This is a genomic window from Herbaspirillum lusitanum (assembly GCF_026127345.1).
Taxonomy (GTDB): domain Bacteria; phylum Pseudomonadota; class Gammaproteobacteria; order Burkholderiales; family Burkholderiaceae_D; genus Herbaspirillum; species Herbaspirillum lusitanum.
This window is the reverse complement of the sequence record NZ_QXFG01000005.1, coordinates 28,350-42,749: the sequence shown is the minus strand read 5'-3', so window position 1 is coordinate 42,749 and position 14,400 is coordinate 28,350. Positions and strand designations below refer to the sequence as shown.

Annotated in this window: 17 protein-coding genes; 5 read left to right on the top strand and 12 right to left on the bottom strand. The window is 61.3% G+C overall.

What is annotated here, in order from left to right:
• Nucleotides 1-38: 38 nt before the first annotated feature.
• Nucleotides 39-716: a ParA family protein gene (locus tag DXT88_RS04320; RefSeq protein ID WP_265211765.1), complete on the bottom strand. Its 678-nt coding sequence runs from the start codon at nt 714-716 to the stop codon at nt 39-41.
• An 85-nt stretch (nt 717-801) separates the two neighbouring features.
• Nucleotides 802-2,226, bottom strand: coding sequence for a M16 family metallopeptidase (locus tag DXT88_RS04315; protein ID WP_265211764.1), 1,425 nt, complete (start codon nt 2,224-2,226; stop codon nt 802-804).
• 174 nt (nt 2,227-2,400) lie between these two features.
• On the opposite strand from DXT88_RS04315, the gene ftsY reads away from it, so the two are divergent.
• The 4 genes from ftsY to rpoH all read left to right on the top strand — a co-directional run bounded on the left by ftsY (nt 2,401) and on the right by rpoH (nt 6,310).
• Entirely contained in the window at nt 2,401-3,447 is a 1,047-nt protein-coding gene (ftsY, locus tag DXT88_RS04310; protein WP_265211763.1) for a signal recognition particle-docking protein FtsY, read from the top strand.
• A 44-nt stretch (nt 3,448-3,491) separates the two neighbouring features.
• On the top strand, nt 3,492-4,184 hold the full coding sequence (locus DXT88_RS04305; RefSeq protein WP_016834718.1) for a cell division ATP-binding protein FtsE: 693 nt from the start codon (nt 3,492-3,494) through the stop codon (nt 4,182-4,184).
• A complete protein-coding gene (gene ftsX / locus DXT88_RS04300; RefSeq protein WP_265211762.1) occupies nt 4,181-5,104 on the top strand; it encodes a permease-like cell division protein FtsX in 924 nt (307 codons plus the stop codon). The genes DXT88_RS04305 and ftsX overlap by 4 nt, the downstream gene beginning before the upstream one ends.
• A 315-nt stretch (nt 5,105-5,419) precedes the next feature.
• Complete coding sequence (gene rpoH, locus DXT88_RS04295) at nt 5,420-6,310, top strand: RNA polymerase sigma factor RpoH (protein WP_029363548.1); 891 nt, start codon at nt 5,420-5,422, stop codon at nt 6,308-6,310.
• 77 nt (nt 6,311-6,387) lie between these two features.
• Here rpoH and DXT88_RS04290 read toward each other — a convergent pair whose 3' ends face one another.
• The 5 genes from DXT88_RS04290 to DXT88_RS04270 form a co-directional block, all read right to left on the bottom strand.
• The gene (locus tag DXT88_RS04290; RefSeq protein ID WP_016834723.1) at nt 6,388-6,984 is read right to left on the bottom strand and encodes an SCO family protein; all 597 of its coding nucleotides are present in this window, start codon (nt 6,982-6,984) and stop codon (nt 6,388-6,390) included.
• Entirely contained in the window at nt 6,984-7,877 is an 894-nt protein-coding gene (gene cyoE, locus DXT88_RS04285) for a heme o synthase (protein ID WP_016834724.1), read from the bottom strand. The genes DXT88_RS04290 and cyoE overlap by 1 nt, the downstream gene beginning before the upstream one ends.
• A gap of 4 nt (nt 7,878-7,881) precedes the next feature.
• Nucleotides 7,882-8,988 carry a COX15/CtaA family protein gene (locus tag DXT88_RS04280; protein ID WP_265211761.1) on the bottom strand — a complete coding sequence of 369 codons (1,107 nt, stop codon included), beginning with the start codon at nt 8,986-8,988 and terminating at the stop codon, nt 7,882-7,884.
• Between the two features lie 7 nt (nt 8,989-8,995).
• Nucleotides 8,996-9,514 carry an SCO family protein gene (locus DXT88_RS04275; RefSeq protein ID WP_265212157.1) on the bottom strand — a complete coding sequence of 173 codons (519 nt, stop codon included), beginning with the start codon at nt 9,512-9,514 and terminating at the stop codon, nt 8,996-8,998.
• Nucleotides 9,515-9,602: 88 nt separating this feature from the next.
• Nucleotides 9,603-10,334: an SURF1 family protein gene (locus DXT88_RS04270; protein WP_265211760.1), complete on the bottom strand. Its 732-nt coding sequence runs from the start codon at nt 10,332-10,334 to the stop codon at nt 9,603-9,605.
• Nucleotides 10,335-10,403: 69 nt separating this feature from the next.
• Between DXT88_RS04270 and DXT88_RS04265 the strand changes: the two genes are divergently transcribed.
• Complete coding sequence (locus DXT88_RS04265; protein WP_016834729.1) at nt 10,404-10,604, top strand: twin transmembrane helix small protein; 201 nt, start codon at nt 10,404-10,406, stop codon at nt 10,602-10,604.
• 154 nt (nt 10,605-10,758) lie between these two features.
• Here DXT88_RS04265 and DXT88_RS04260 read toward each other — a convergent pair whose 3' ends face one another.
• From DXT88_RS04260 to ctaD, 5 genes are all read right to left on the bottom strand, one after another.
• Nucleotides 10,759-11,619, bottom strand: coding sequence for a cytochrome c oxidase subunit 3 (locus DXT88_RS04260; RefSeq protein WP_029363549.1), 861 nt, complete (start codon nt 11,617-11,619; stop codon nt 10,759-10,761).
• Nucleotides 11,620-11,726: 107 nt separating this feature from the next.
• Nucleotides 11,727-11,954, bottom strand: a complete 228-nt coding sequence (locus tag DXT88_RS04255) for a DUF2970 domain-containing protein (RefSeq protein ID WP_016834731.1) — start codon at nt 11,952-11,954, stop codon at nt 11,727-11,729.
• Nucleotides 11,955-12,016: 62 nt separating this feature from the next.
• Nucleotides 12,017-12,586, bottom strand: coding sequence for a cytochrome c oxidase assembly protein (locus DXT88_RS04250; protein ID WP_016834732.1), 570 nt, complete (start codon nt 12,584-12,586; stop codon nt 12,017-12,019).
• Nucleotides 12,586-12,693, bottom strand: coding sequence for a cytochrome oxidase small assembly protein (locus DXT88_RS04245; RefSeq protein ID WP_016834733.1), 108 nt, complete (start codon nt 12,691-12,693; stop codon nt 12,586-12,588). The genes DXT88_RS04250 and DXT88_RS04245 overlap by 1 nt, the downstream gene beginning before the upstream one ends.
• Before the next feature lie 34 nt (nt 12,694-12,727).
• Nucleotides 12,728-14,356: a cytochrome c oxidase subunit I gene (gene ctaD, locus DXT88_RS04240; RefSeq protein WP_265211759.1), complete on the bottom strand. Its 1,629-nt coding sequence runs from the start codon at nt 14,354-14,356 to the stop codon at nt 12,728-12,730.
• Between the last annotated feature and the right edge of the window lie 44 nt (nt 14,357-14,400).

The window sequence follows — 14,400 nt, the reverse complement described above, 5'->3', positions numbered from 1 at the left end:
TCTACTTCAAAATAAACGGAAACGACCTGCACTCTTGCTCATCCATCCTGCCCGGCCGGAGCGGCCGCTGCGCCGACAGGAGCGGCGACAGCCTTGCCATCCACCCATTCAATGATCGGCTGCCATTGCTCGATATCGCGCTGCACGCGCGACGGCGCGATGTCCCACAGGGTCAGGCCGTGCGCCGCCAGTTGCACGTAGTTCTGCGTGTCGCGCAGATAACTCAGCACCGGCAGGTTAAGGCCTTCGATGAAGCGATGCAGCTGATCGGCCGAACGCGTGCGTGCGTCGACGCGCATGCCGACGATGCCGACGTCGATGTCGCCCTGGCGCACGGCTTTTTCGTCCGCCAGCCGACGCAGGAAATCCTGTGTCGCCAGGATGTCGAAAATCGACGGCTGCAAAGGCACGATCACCTTGTCCGCCATTTTGAGGACGTCGTTCAGGCGCCAACCATGCAAGCCTGCGGGCGTGTCCAGCACGACGTGCGTGGTGCCTTTGGGCGGCTTGGCGATGTAGTCTTCGCTGATCTCCCAGGTGGCGATCGGCGGCGCTGCCGGCGGCCGGATGTTGAGCCACGCACGCGCCGACTGCTGGCGATCGGTATCGCCCAGCAGCACGCCGTGGCCGCGGCTGGCGAAGTAGCCGGCGAGGTTGGTCGAGAGAGTGCTTTTACCTACGCCGCCTTTGGGGTTCGCAACGACGATCACTGGCATGCTATTCCTCCGTAAGAGTGCAACTGAAGATCAATCTGCAGGTCAGGGTGTTCGTGTATTGCAGCTTGACCTGGCCAAACTGCGTTCAGCGCAGCGGACCTGGCGGCGGCCCCGTCTTCTTGCCGGACAGAGGCAAGGGTTCCAGCGTCGCCACGGTCAGCTTGTCGTCGCTGAAATACTTCTGCGCCACTGCCTGCACCTGCTGCGGCGTGACCGACTTGAGGCGCTCGACGATGCGGTCGATGTTCTTGTGCGACAGGCCGGACATTTCCATCACGCCGATTTCCATGGCCTGGCCGAAAATGGAGTCGCGCTTGTAGACCTGCGATGCAATCAATTGCGTTTTGACACGCTGCAATTCCGGCTCCGACACGCCGTCGCGAGCGATGCGTTCAACTTCGGCGCGCAGCAGGGTTTCCAGTTGCGCGGTGGTGGTGCCGGCGGCCGGACTGCCTTCCAGCGTGAACAGGGTCGGGCCGCGCGTGATGTCGTCGTAGCCCGCGCCGACACTGTTGGCGACCTTGTCGGTGCGCACCAGCTTGTCGTTCAGGCGCGCGTTGTCGTAGCCGTCGAGCACCGCCGACAGCACGTCGAGCGCATAGACGTCCTGGTCTTTCTCGACTTCGCGCAGCGTGGGCACCTTGAACGCCAGGATGACGTAGGGATTCTCCGCCGGCGCCTTGACTGTCACGCGGCGAAGGCCGTTCTGTTCGGGTTCGTTCTGCGGCTTGCCGCGCACGATGGTTCTGGACGGAATCGGCCCGAAGTATTTCTCCGCCAGCGCCGCCACCTTTGGCGCGCTGACGTCGCCGCTGACCACCAGCGTGGCGTTGTTGGGCGCGTACCAGCGGCGATACCAGTCTTCGATGTCGCGGATGGTCATGTGCTGCAGGTCGTCCATCCAGCCGACCACCGGATGATGATAGGGATGGGCCACGAAGGCGGCGGCGTGCAGCGCTTCGTTCATCAGGCCTTGCGGCTGGTCGTCGGTGCGCCAGCGGCGCTCCTCCATGACGACGCGGATTTCCTTGGCGAACTCGTTCTGGTCGAACTGCAGGTTGCGCATGCGGTCGGCTTCCAGCGCCATCACCGCTTCCAGGCGACCGTGCTCGACCTGCTGGAAGTAGGCGGTGTAGTCGCGGTTGGTGAAGGCGTTCTCGCGACCGCCGAGTTCGGCGACCAGGCGGCTGAACTCGCCGACCTTGTGCTTTCTGGTGCCCTTGAACATCATGTGTTCCAGCGCGTGGGCGATGCCGGTGGTGCCGTTGGTCTCGTCGATTGAGCCGACCTTGTACCAGACCATCTGGACCGCGGTGGGCGCGCGATGGTCTTCCTTGACGATGATTTTCATGCCGTTTTTAAGCGTGAATTCAGTAGCCTGCGCGGCTGCCGGCGTGGACGCCTGAGCCGTCGCCGGGCCGGAAGACTGGGCCCGGACCGCCAGGCCGTAGCCCGCCAGGGACGCAAACACCAAACCGGTCGACAGGATTGCTCTGATCTTCAATTTCATGCGCTGTGCTCTGATAGAATGCGGGGGCTGGCCAAGGACCGCCCGGACGGCAGTATCCGGGCATGAGGCTGGCCAATTGTACCTTGTTCATTGCGATTTCCCGCCTGGAAAACGGCCGGAAACGCCCTCCATCAGACACCGCAGCCACTTTCGACAGAGCCAGCCCAGCATCCGATGTTTAGTTTCTTCAAGAAAAAACCCCAGCCCGAACCCGCCGTTGCCAAAGAAGCAGCGCCTCCTGCCGCATCCATCCCGGCGCCGGCTGCAACGGTTCCGCCTACGCCCGAAGAGATCGTCGAAGCCGCACCACCATCGGCCGAGGCCAAGCGTTCCTGGCTGGCCCGCCTCAAGAGCGGCCTGTCCAAAACGTCCAGCAACCTGACCACGCTGTTCGTCGGCGCCAAGATCGGCGACGAGCTGTATGAAGAACTGGAATCGGCCTTGCTGGTGTCCGACGCCGGCGTCGACGCGACCCGGTTCCTGCTCGATGCGCTCAAGAAAAAAGTCAGGGACGAGAAGCTGACCGAGGCCGATCAGGTGCGCCAGGCCTTGCGCGCGCTGCTCATCGAGATGCTGCGCCCATTGCAGAAGCCGCTGGTGCTGGGTCGCCATCAACCGCTGGTGATGATGATCGCGGGCGTCAACGGCGCCGGCAAAACCACCACCATCGGCAAGCTGGCCAAGCATCTGCAGGCGCACGATCAATCGGTGCTGCTCGCTGCGGGCGACACCTTCCGCGCCGCCGCGCGCGAGCAGTTGACGATCTGGGGCGAGCGCAACAATATCACCGTGATTTCGCAGGAGTCGGGTGATCCGGCGGCGGTGGCCTACGACGCCGTGCATTCGGCTACGGCGCGCAGCACCAACGTCGTCATGGTCGACACCGCCGGCCGCCTGCCGACCCAGTTGCACCTGATGGACGAGCTCAAGAAGATCAAGCGCGTCATCGGCAAGGCCATGGATACGGCGCCGCATGAAGTACTGCTGGTCATCGACGGCAATACCGGCCAGAATGCGCTGGCGCAGGTCAAGGCATTCGACGACGCGCTCGGCCTGACCGGCCTGGTCGTGACCAAGCTGGACGGCACCGCCAAGGGCGGCATCCTGGCGGCCATCGCCAGGACGCGCCCGGTGCCGCTGTATTTCATCGGGGTGGGCGAGTCGATCGACGACCTGCAGGCATTCGACGCTGAAGAATTCGTAGACGCCTTGCTAAGCTAAGCAAAATTGAACCACGCCCAGGAAAAACAAATCCACCACCGCCGATGATCGAATTCGCCAAGGTCTCCAAACAATATTCGCGCGACGTCTTTGCGTTGCGCGACATCACGCTTTCGGTTCAGAAGGGCGAGCTGCTGTTCCTGGCCGGCCCGTCCGGCGCCGGCAAGTCGACCCTGCTCAAGATGATCGCCGCGATGGAACGCCCCAGCGCCGGCACGCTCAGCGTCAACGGCCAGAGCATCAACACCATCAAGCCTTCGGGCATGCCCTACCTGCGCCGCAACCTCGGCCTGATTTTCCAGCAACAACGCCTGCTGCAGGATCGCAACATCCTGGCCAACGTGATGCTGCCGCTGATCGTTACCGGCGCGTCGCGTTCGGACGCTGAAAAGCGCGCCCGCGCGGCGCTGGACAAGGTCGACCTGCTCGACAAGGCGACTTCCGGCCCGCAGGAACTGTCCGGCGGCGAACAGCAGCGCGTGGCGATCGCGCGCGCCATCGTCAACCGCCCGCAGATCATCCTGGCCGACGAGCCGACCGCCAACCTCGACCGCGACAACGCCAACAAGGTGCTGGCTGCGCTCAAGTCCTTCCACGGCGTCGGCGTGACCTGCCTGATCTCGACCCATGACGAGCAATACCTGACCGGCGCGGATCGCATCATTTATCTCGACCGCGGCCGCATCGTCGACGGCTGGCACAACGGCGTCAGCAATCCGGTGGAGATTTCGCAATGAACTGGCTGCGCCAACATTTCTTCGCCTTCGCCGACGCCTTCCACCATCTGCTGCGCTCGCCCGGCAACTTCATCCTCAACGTGCTGGTGGTGTCGATCGCGCTGGCACTGCCGTTCGCCGGCCTGACCGTGCTTGAAAACGTGCGTCCGGTCTCGGAACAACTCGCGGTCGAGCCCGAGATCAGCATCTTCCTGAAAATGGACGTCTCGCGCGACAAGGCCATCGCGCTGGCCGGCAACATCCGCGCCGTGCTGGCCGACAATGGCAGCGCCGCACGCGTCAGTTTTACCCCGCGCGAAAAGGCCTTTGACACGCTCAAGAGCAAGACCGGCCTCAACGACGTGCTGGCGACGCTGGGCGCCAATCCCTTGCCTGACAGCTATGTGCTTAAGATGTCCGGCTTCCAGGACGCCATGGACGCCACCCGCGTCGACGACATCGCGCAAAAGCTCAAGGCCATGCCAGGCGTCGACACGGTGCAGATCGATTCGGCCTGGGTCAAGCGGCTGGCTGCGCTGCTGCGCATCTTGCGGCTGGTGCTGCTGTTCCTGGGCATCACGCTGGGTGCGGTGGTGGTGGCCGTGGTGTTCAACACCATTCGCCTGCAGGTCATGACGCAATACGAGGAAATCGAAGTCTCGCGCCTGCTGGGTGCCACCAACGCCTTCATTCACCGGCCGTTTTATTACACCGGCGCCCTGCTCGGCGTGTGCGCGGGCGGAGTGGCGCTGGGCCTGGTGGTGCTGGCGCTGCAGCCGCTAAACCTGGCGATCACCGACTTCGCCCGCCTGTATGCCTCCGAATTCCGCCTGGCGCCACCCAGCCTCTCGGCCATCGGTTTCCTGCTCGGCGTCAGCGCCCTGCTCGGCCTGATCGGCGCCATGCTGTCGGTCAAACGGCACTTGTCGCGGCTGGCCTGAGCCCTCGTCCAATCTCCTCTTGAAATGGCAACAGCTCCTTTGATGGAGTTGTTGCCATTTTTCAATGTTGCTCTGCAAAATTTGTTACAGCTTTATGCTTGAAACAAGCAACTTTGGCCCCCAGATTTCCTCTAATTCTTGCGATGAAATGCCAATTGGCAAAAAAACAGCCATAGAAATTAGCTATTTCTTTCTTCCAGATTCGTTATTAGCACTCTCAATTGAGGAGTGCTAGAATAGTTGATAGAAATAGTGCGGCTTTAAGGCAACTGCCAAATTTACGCATCGCTTCCTCACAGGAACCAAGGAGAATCAATGAAATCAGCTACTGCACTCATGCCCGTCGAGACCAATGCGCTTGCGCTCGGCTTCTCCGGCAGCCTGGGCAACATTGACGCCTACATTTCGGCCGTCAATCGCCTGCCGATGCTGACGCAAGCTGAAGAAGTGTCGCTGGCCCGCGCCCTGCGCGAAAAGAATGACCTTGGCGCCGCTCAAAAGCTGGTGCTTTCCCATCTGCGCCTGGTGGTGTCGATCGCCCGTGGCTATCTCGGCTACGGCCTGCCGCACGCCGACCTGATCCAGGAAGGCAATATCGGCCTGATGAAGGCGGTCAAGCGCTTCGACCCCGATCAAAACGTTCGTCTCGTTTCCTACGCGATGCACTGGATCAAGGCCGAAATGCACGAGTACATCCTGAAGAACTGGCGTCTGGTCAAGGTCGCGACGACCAAGGCCCAACGCAAGCTGTTCTTCAACCTGCGCAGCCACAAGACGGGCCTCGACGCCATGACGCCGGCGCAAGTCGACGCATTGGCCAAGACGCTGGATGTCAAGCGCGAAGAAGTCATTGAAATGGAAACCCGCTTGTCCGGTCGCGATGTTGCGCTGGAAGCGCCGACCGACGATGACGACGACAAGTTCGCTCCGATCGCTTACCTGTCTTCGGACAACAACGAACCGACCCGCGTGATGGAAGCCAAGCAATACGACCGGCTGCAATCGGAAGGCCTGGAAGCCGCGCTGAGCAAGCTCGACGACCGCTCACGCCGCATCGTGGAAGCACGCTGGCTGGCCAATGACGACGGTAGCGGTGCTACCTTGCACGAACTGGCTGACGAGTTCGGCGTGTCCGCCGAGCGTATCCGTCAGATCGAAGCGGTGGCGTTGAAGAAGATGAAGGGTTCGCTGCAGGCTTTTGCCTGATACTGATCAGCAGGCAAACCCGCAGCAATGAAAAAGGCGCTCGATTGAGCGCCTTTTCTTTTGTCCGCAAAGTCCGTTCAGGACAGCAGCAATTTCAGGTCATGCACGATGGGCTCGGCACCCTGGCCGTGCCGCACGAACAGGCGGATATGTCCCTGCGGATCGAACACGTAGCTGCCGGCGGTGTGGTCCATCGTGTAGCTGCCCGCCGTCTTGCCCGGCACCTTCTGGTAGAACACCTTGAATTCCTTGGCCACCTTGGCGGTAGCGGCCTCGTCGCCGTACAGGCCGAGGAAGCGCTTGTCGAAGGCCGGTACATACTGCGACAGGATCTGCGGCGTATCGCGCGCCGGATCGACAGTCACGAACAGCACCTGCACCTTGTCGGCTTGCGGGCCGAGTTCCTTCATCACGTTCGCCATCTCGGCCATGGTGGTCGGGCAGACGTCCGGGCATTGCGTATAGCCGAAGAACATGACCACCGCCTTGCCCTTGAAATCGGCCAGCGTACGCGGCTTGCCGTTGTGGTCGGTGAGCGCGAAGTCCTTGGCGTATTCCAGGCCGGTGACGTCGGTGTTGACGAATTTTTCGGCAGCGCTTTGCTGGCAACCAGCCAGCGACAGCATGCCGAGGGCCAGCAGCGCGGCCGGCAGGAAAGACAGCAAACGTTTCATCAGAAAGTCCTGAACAGCAGGTAATGGTCGACCAGCAGCGCGGCGAACAGGATCGACAGGTAGATGATCGAGAATGTGAAAGCCTTGCGCGCGATCAGATCGGTGTAGTGGCGGTAGATCTGCCAGGCGTAATGGAAGAAAATCAATCCCAGCACAATCGCCGTACCCAGGTAGATCAAGCCGCTCATGCCGACCGCGAACGGCAGCATGGTGGTGGCGATCAGCGCGATGGTATAGAGCAGGATATGGAATTGCGTCAGCTTCATGCCGTGCGTGATGGGCAGCATCGGCAGGCCGGATTTGGCGTAGTCGTCGCGGCGGTACATCGCCAGCGCCCAGAAGTGCGGCGGCGTCCAGATGAAGATGATCAGCACCAGGATCCATGCCTGCATCGGCACGTCGTTGGCAATCGCGGCCCAGCCCAGCGCCGGCGGCATGGCGCCCGACAGGCCGCCGATGACGATGTTCTGCGGCGTCGACGGCTTGAGGATGATGGTGTAGATGATGGCGTAGCCGACAAAGGTCGCCAGCGTCAGCCACATGGTGAGCGGATTGACCAGGCTGTACAGGACCCACATGCCCATGCCGCCGATCACGCCGGAAAACACCAGCGTCTGCGCCACGGTGATTTCGCCGCGCGCCATCGGACGGCGTGCGGTGCGCGCCATGCGCGAATCGATCTCGCGTTCCACCAGGCAATTGATGGCGAAAGCGGCGCCGGCCAACAGCCAGATGCCGATGGTGGCGAACACGACCTTGCGCCAGTCGGGCAATTCCGGCGTCGCCAGGAACATGCCGATGACGGCGCAGAATACCGCCAGCTGCGTCACGCGCGGCTTGGTCAAGGCCCAGTACTGGGCGATGCGATTGGGTTGTGCGGTCAATGTGGTCATGTCTTCAAAACGGTGCGGGAACGACGCGTACGGCCTCGACGGCGGGGGCATGTCTGGTCTTGTAGTTTAACATGACCAGCAAAAGCAGCAGCAGCGCCGCACCGCCGTTGTGCACGACGGCAATGGCCAGTGGCCAGTTCAGGTAAATTGTCGCCAATCCGGTGACCAGCTGCAACGCGATCACGATCAGCAGCCCGCGTCCGGTCTTGCGCAAGCCGCCGTCGCTGAGCGCCTTGTGCGCCAGCCAGGCGATGTAGGCGACCACCACGAAGGCGAACGTGCGATGCACCCAATGGATCGCGGTCAGCGCCGGAAACGGCAGGTATTCGCCGTCGGCAGTCTTGCCCAGGTGACGCCACAGCGTGAAGCCGTTGTCGAAATCCATCTGCGGAATCAGCGCGCCGTGGCACAGCGGGAAATCGTTGCACGCCAGCGCCGCATAGTTGGTGCTGACCCAGCCGCCCAGCGCAACCTGCACCGTCAGCAGCAACAGGCCGAGCAGCGCCGGCAACGCCAGCGCACGGCCGGGCGACGACACCGGCGCATGCACATTCTGGCGCGCGCCCAACCAGGTCAGCATGGCCAGCAGCGTCAGGCCGAGCAGCAAATGTATCGTGACGATCACCGGCTGCAGCTTCATCGTCACGGTCCAGGCGCCGAACGCGCCCTGCAGGCAGACGAACAGGAACAGCAGCGTCGGAAACCAAGGCCGGAACTTGAGCTCGGTCCGCCCCGACTTGATCCAGCGCCGCCATGCAATCACCATCAGCGTGATGATCAGCACGCCGACCGCCATCGCCAGGTAGCGATGGATCATTTCTATCCAGGCCTTGGCAACCGTCACCGGCCCGGTCGGCATGGCTTCCTGTGCGGCGCTGATATGTTCATGCGCCAGCAGCGGATTGGAATGGCCATAGCAACCCGGCCAGTCGGGACAGCCCAGGCCGGAATCGGTCAGCCGCGTGAAGGCGCCGAACATGATCAGGTCGAAGGTCAGGAACAGCGTGATCCAGACCAGCTTGCGGTATTTGTCGGCATCGTTGGACACCCAGGTCAGCGTCAGCGGAATCAGCGCGACCAGCAGGCCCATGACGGCAAGTTGAATCAGCATGACAACCTTATCCTATGCTCGATGCGCGCAGCAGTTTGCTGATGTCCTTCTTGACCTTGTTGGGGTCGGCGTCCTTGGGGAAGCGCATCATCAGATTGCCGCGCGGGTCGATCATGTAGAGATGGTCTTCCACACTGGTGCCGGCGTCGGTCGGCAGCCAGGCCTTGAGCAGTTTCGGATCCACGCGCAGCATGTCGGTGCCGTCGTATTCGCGCATGAGCATGGTGTCGAGCGGCTGGGCGTCGGTGATCAGCCAGACGCGCTCGATGCGCTCCATTTCCTTGCCCTGCATCAGGCGCAGCTGGCGCATGGCAAACAAGCGGGTCTTGCAGGCGTTGTCGCATTCGCCGCCTGACACCTGCAACAGGACCCACTTGCCCTTGTAGTCTTCCAGCCTGGCCGGCTTGCCGTCGAGTGCGGTACTGCCCAGCGGCGGGATCGGATATTCGCGCGGGTCGAGCAACGTGCCGTAATTGGTGCGGCTCTCCGGCTTGATTACGTAATAGGTCAAATACGATGCGATCATCGGCGCGGCGCACACCGCCACCACCAGCAGCAGCTTCCAGCGGCCGCTCTTGCGTTGTTGATCCTGCGGTTGATCCCGCGATAGATCCTTACTCTGCTCTTTGTTTTTTTCCACTTCGGAATCCTGTGACAACGAAAAAAATCACGGCCATCAAGGCCAGTGCATACCATTGCACGGCGTAGCCGCGATGACGGTCTATTCCCAGCGACGGCGCCGGCCAATCGCGCACCAAGCCATCCTTGATCTCGCCCGACTGTTCCACCACGAACGGCGCCAGCGGCAATTGGCTGGCGCGCGCGTAGGCGGCGATGTCGAGGTTCTGCATGATCGCACCGGGACGCGGCGCCTCGGCCGTGCCGAGCTGCAGCAAGTGGCCGGCGTCGCTGCGGATCACGCCTTCAATTTCAACTTCATCCGCCGGTGTCGGCACCGTCGGCACGCGCGTGCGGTCATTTGCATCGCGCGGCGTCCAGCCGCGTTCGATCAGGATTGCCGACTCTGCGGAGCCGGCTATTTTAAACGGCATCAGCACATAGAATCCGGGCACGCCATTGTAGGGGCGATTTTCCAGGTAAGTTACCCACGCGGGCACGAAGCGGCCGCGCAGTTTGACGTGGCGGAATTCGGCCTCGGCGACGGCGATCCCGGCGGCGTTTTCCAGCGTCATGGCCGGGGCCGACTGGCGCGCCGCCATCTTCGCCTGGATCGCCTGCTTCTCGTCGCCGCGCCTGGTCTGCCACTGGCCCAGCGACACGCCGATGGCCGCCACGATCAGGGTGGCCAACAGCGGAATCCATCGAATACGGAATCTGATTGGCATTACAATGTCACTTTATTCAACCCGCTCCGCACGCTGCGGCGCCTTCCTCTTTACTCACCTGCACCCGCCATGAAAATCATCGTCGCCATCGCTTTCGTGCTCATCATCGGCAGCCTTGCATCGGCCCTGCTGTTCATGATGCGCGACAAGGGCAAGAGCAATCGCACGGTGTACGCGCTGACGATGCGCGTGGGATTTTCGGTGCTGCTGTTCATCCTGCTGCTGATCGCTTATCGCCTGGGCTGGATACAGCCGACCGGCATTCGCTGACTGCTGTCGCCGCTGCCACCAATACTGCCACTACTGCCCGAGCCGCCACAGCTTACACGATGCCGCGCGCGCTTTCCTGATTTTTCGACGAATGTTTGGCCCGTAAAAAAGCCGCACCGAAGTGCGGCTTTTTTGTTGGCCGAGCGGGTAGTCGTTACAGCCAGTAGACGACGACGTACAGACCCAGCCAGACCACGTCCACAAAGTGCCAGTACCAGGCGGCGCCTTCGAAGGCGAAGTGGTGTTCCGGCGTGAAGTGGCCGCGCAGCACGCGGTACAGCACCACCGACAACATGATCGCGCCCATGGTCACGTGGAAGCCATGGAAGCCGGTCAGCATGAAGAAGGTCGAACCGTAGATGCCGGAGGTGAGCTTGAGGTTCAGCTCGCTGTAGGCATGCATGTATTCGTAAGCCTGGAAGCCCATGAAAATCGCACCCAGCAGCACGGTGGCGAACAGCCAGATCGCGGTTTGCGCACGATGGCCGGCGCGCAGCGCATGGTGCGAAATCGTCAGCGTCACGCCGGAAGTCAGCAACAATGCGGTGTTGATGGTCGGGATCGGGAACGGGCCCATGGTCTGGAACGATTCGATCGTGCGGGCCGGACCGATGTTGCCCCAGTGCGCAGCGAAGTCGGGCCAGATCACCTTGTGATCCAGATCGGCCAGCCACGGCATGGTGATGCTGCGGGCATAGAACAACGCACCGAAGAACGCCGCGAAGAACATCACTTCGGAGAAGATGAACCAGCCCATGCTCCAGCGGAACGAGGCATCGATGCGCGCGCTGTACTGACCGGATTCGGACTCGCCGATGGCCTGGCCGAACCATTTGTACAGCACCACCAGCACGGCGACAATGCCGATCAGGTTGAGCGGCATGCCCCAGGAATAGCTGTTGACCCATGCCGATGCGCCGGCCATGGTGGCCAGCATTGCAATACCCGCCAGCACCGGCCACTGCGAGGGACCAGGTACAAAATAGTACGGCGCTTTAGCGTGTTGAGAACTCATCTCCATCTCCCAATACAAAATTCGGATCTTTTATAAATGACTGCTTCTGACCTGCACTGCCACATCCGTTATGACCTGCCATGACTTGCTGCCCGACTGCGGCTGCTTCACGAAGAAACCGCCGAGCCCACTACCATTTTCACGATCAATACCAATACCGTCACAAAAATCGCCGCGCCGATGACGCCGGCGATGATGACGTGCAGCGGATTCAGCTTGGCTGCGTCACTTTCGTAATCGCTGCGCTTGCGCACACCGAAGAACGACCAGAACACCGCCTTCATCGTTGCCGCAAATGACGCCTTGCGCTGTGATGCATCCTTCAAGTCGCTCATGTGCCGTTTCCTTCCTGTTGCCTACGACTTCAGCTTACGTTATCGACCTTTTCGGCCTTGATTCAGCTGGCCTTTTTGGCCTGCCCACCGATCTCGAAGAACGTATAAGACAGCGTGATCGTCGTTACATCCTTGGGCAGCGCCGGATCGATGTAGAACACCACCGGCATTTGCTTGGCCTGGTTCGGACCCAGCGTCTGCTGCGTGAAACAGAAACATTCCACCTTCTTGAAGAAGGCTGCCGACTGTTGCGGCGCGTAACTCGGGATGGCCTGGGCGTCGACGCTGCGCGCCTGGGTATTGACCACCTCGTACACCACCTGTGTCATCTCGCCCGGATGGACCTTCATGCTGGCCACGGTCGGGCGGAAACGCCACGGTCCCTGCGAATTGCCGTCGAACTCGATCGTCACGGTGCGGCTCTTGTCGATCTGGCTGTTGCTCGGCGCTTCGACCGTCACATCCTTGGGCGTCAGGAAATTGACGCCGGTCACTTCGCAAATCTTTTTATACACCGGGATCAGCGCATAGCCGAAACCGAACATCAACACCGCAATCACCAGCAGCTTGCCGAGCATCCGGCGGTTCAGGCTGCGCTCCGGCGAGGCATCGTTCTTGTCGGAATCGCTCATCAGCGGAACCAGATGCGGTTGATGAAGATGCCGGCAAAGAATACAAACGCCACCAGCGCCAGCAACAAACCCGTGCGCAGATTATTCGGCTTTTTACGATCTGTCATACAAAGTGGGCGGGACCAGCCCGCCGCTCCTTTTTTACTTAACTGTCGGTGGCGTTTCGAATGTATGGAACGGCGCCGGGCTCGGCACGGTCCACTCCAACCCTTCGGCGCCTTCCCATGGCTTGGCTTCGGCTTTGACGCCGCCCTTGATCGACGGGATCACCACGAAGAACAGGAAGTACACTTGCGACAAACCGAAACCGAGCGCGCCGATCGAGGCCACCATGTTGAAGTCGGTGAACTGTGCCGGATAGTCGGCGTAGCGACGCGGCATGCCGGCAAGACCCAGGAAGTGCATCGGGAAGAAGGTCACGTTGAAGGTGATCAGCGAAGCCCAGAAGTGGAACTTGCCGCGCCATTCGTTGTACATGAAGCCTGTCCACTTCGGACCCCAGTAGTAGAAACCGGCGAACAGCGCGAACAGCGAACCGGCCACCAGCACGTAATGGAAATGGGCCACCACGTAGTAGGTATCCTGCATCTGGATGTCGATCGGGGTCACGGCCAGGATCAGGCCGGTGAAACCGCCCATGGTGAACACGAAGATGAAGCCGACCGAGAACAGCATCGGTGTTTCAAATGTCATCGAACCGCGCCACATGGTGGCGATCCAGTTGAAGATCTTCACGCCGGTCGGCACGGCGATCAGCATCGTGGCGTACATGAAGAACAGCTGCGCAGTCACCGGCATGCCGGTGGTGAACATGTGATGGGCCCAGACGATGAACGACAGGATCGCGATCGATGCGGTCGCGTAGACCATCGATGCATAACCGAACAATTGCTTGCGGGCGAAGGCCGGGATGATCTGCGACACGATGCCGAAGGCCGGCAGAATCATGATGTAGACCTCGGGATGGCCGAAGAACCAGAAGATGTGCTGATACATCACCGGATCGCCGCCGCCGGCTGCGTTGAAGAAGGAAGTGCCGAAGTGGCGGTCGGTCAGCGTCATGGTGATCGCGCCTGCCAGCACCGGCATCACGGCGATCAGCAGGTAGGCGGTGATCAGCCAGGTCCAGCAGAACATCGGCATCTTCATCAGCGTCATGCCGGGAGCGCGCATGTTGAGGATGGTGACGATGATGTTGATCGAACCCATGATCGACGAGGCGCCCATGATGTGCATCGCGAAGATGCCCATGTCCATGCCCGGGCCCATTTGCGTCGACAGCGGCGCATACAGGGTCCAGCCGGCGGCAGTCGCGCCGCCCGGCACCAGGAAGGAACTGGCCAGCAGCAGCGCCGCAGGCGGCAGCAGCCAGAACGAGAAGTTGTTCATGCGGGCGAACGCCATGTCGGAGGCGCCGATCTGCAGCGGAATCATCCAGTTGGCGAAGCCGACGAAGGCCGGCATGATCGCGCCGAACACCATCACCAGGCCGTGCATCGTGGTCAGCTGGTTGAAGAATTCAGGACGGAAGAATTGCAGGCCGGGCTGGAACAGTTCGGCGCGGATCAGCAGTGCCAGCACGCCGCCGGACAGCAGCATGGTGAACGAGAACCACAGGTACAGCGTACCGATGTCCTTGTGGTTGGTTGCAAAGATCCAGCGGCGCCAGCCGTGCGGATGATCGTGATGTCCGTGATCATCATGGCTGTGTGCGCCGTGATCATGTGCATGCGAATGATCGTGGCCGTGATCGACTACTGTTGTGCTCATTTCAGTCTCCCAATTCGATACATGTGCGCCTTCCCGGCGCGCAG

Coding starts and splice junctions, on each gene's coding strand:
- DXT88_RS04260 (WP_029363549.1), bottom strand. CDS start 11,619: ATGAGTTCTCAACACGCTAAAGCGCCGTACTATTTTGTACCTGGTCCC.
- ftsY (WP_265211763.1), top strand. CDS start 2,401: ATGTTTAGTTTCTTCAAGAAAAAACCCCAGCCCGAACCCGCCGTTGCC.
- DXT88_RS04320 (WP_265211765.1), bottom strand. CDS start 716: ATGCCAGTGATCGTCGTTGCGAACCCCAAAGGCGGCGTAGGTAAAAGC.
- DXT88_RS04250 (WP_016834732.1), bottom strand. CDS start 12,586: ATGAGCGATTCCGACAAGAACGATGCCTCGCCGGAGCGCAGCCTGAAC.
- DXT88_RS04290 (WP_016834723.1), bottom strand. CDS start 6,984: ATGAAACGTTTGCTGTCTTTCCTGCCGGCCGCGCTGCTGGCCCTCGGC.
- DXT88_RS04270 (WP_265211760.1), bottom strand. CDS start 10,334: ATGCCAATCAGATTCCGTATTCGATGGATTCCGCTGTTGGCCACCCTG.
- DXT88_RS04280 (WP_265211761.1), bottom strand. CDS start 8,988: ATGCTGATTCAACTTGCCGTCATGGGCCTGCTGGTCGCGCTGATTCCG.
- DXT88_RS04245 (WP_016834733.1), bottom strand. CDS start 12,693: ATGACAGATCGTAAAAAGCCGAATAATCTGCGCACGGGTTTGTTGCTG.
- DXT88_RS04315 (WP_265211764.1), bottom strand. CDS start 2,226: ATGAAATTGAAGATCAGAGCAATCCTGTCGACCGGTTTGGTGTTTGCG.
- DXT88_RS04275 (WP_265212157.1), bottom strand. CDS start 9,514: ATGATCGCATCGTATTTGACCTATTACGTAATCAAGCCGGAGAGCCGC.
- DXT88_RS04305 (WP_016834718.1), top strand. CDS start 3,492: ATGATCGAATTCGCCAAGGTCTCCAAACAATATTCGCGCGACGTCTTT.
- ftsX (WP_265211762.1), top strand. CDS start 4,181: ATGAACTGGCTGCGCCAACATTTCTTCGCCTTCGCCGACGCCTTCCAC.
- cyoE (WP_016834724.1), bottom strand. CDS start 7,877: ATGACCACATTGACCGCACAACCCAATCGCATCGCCCAGTACTGGGCC.
- ctaD (WP_265211759.1), bottom strand. CDS start 14,356: ATGAGCACAACAGTAGTCGATCACGGCCACGATCATTCGCATGCACAT.
- DXT88_RS04255 (WP_016834731.1), bottom strand. CDS start 11,954: ATGAGCGACTTGAAGGATGCATCACAGCGCAAGGCGTCATTTGCGGCA.
- rpoH (WP_029363548.1), top strand. CDS start 5,420: ATGAAATCAGCTACTGCACTCATGCCCGTCGAGACCAATGCGCTTGCG.
- DXT88_RS04265 (WP_016834729.1), top strand. CDS start 10,404: ATGAAAATCATCGTCGCCATCGCTTTCGTGCTCATCATCGGCAGCCTT.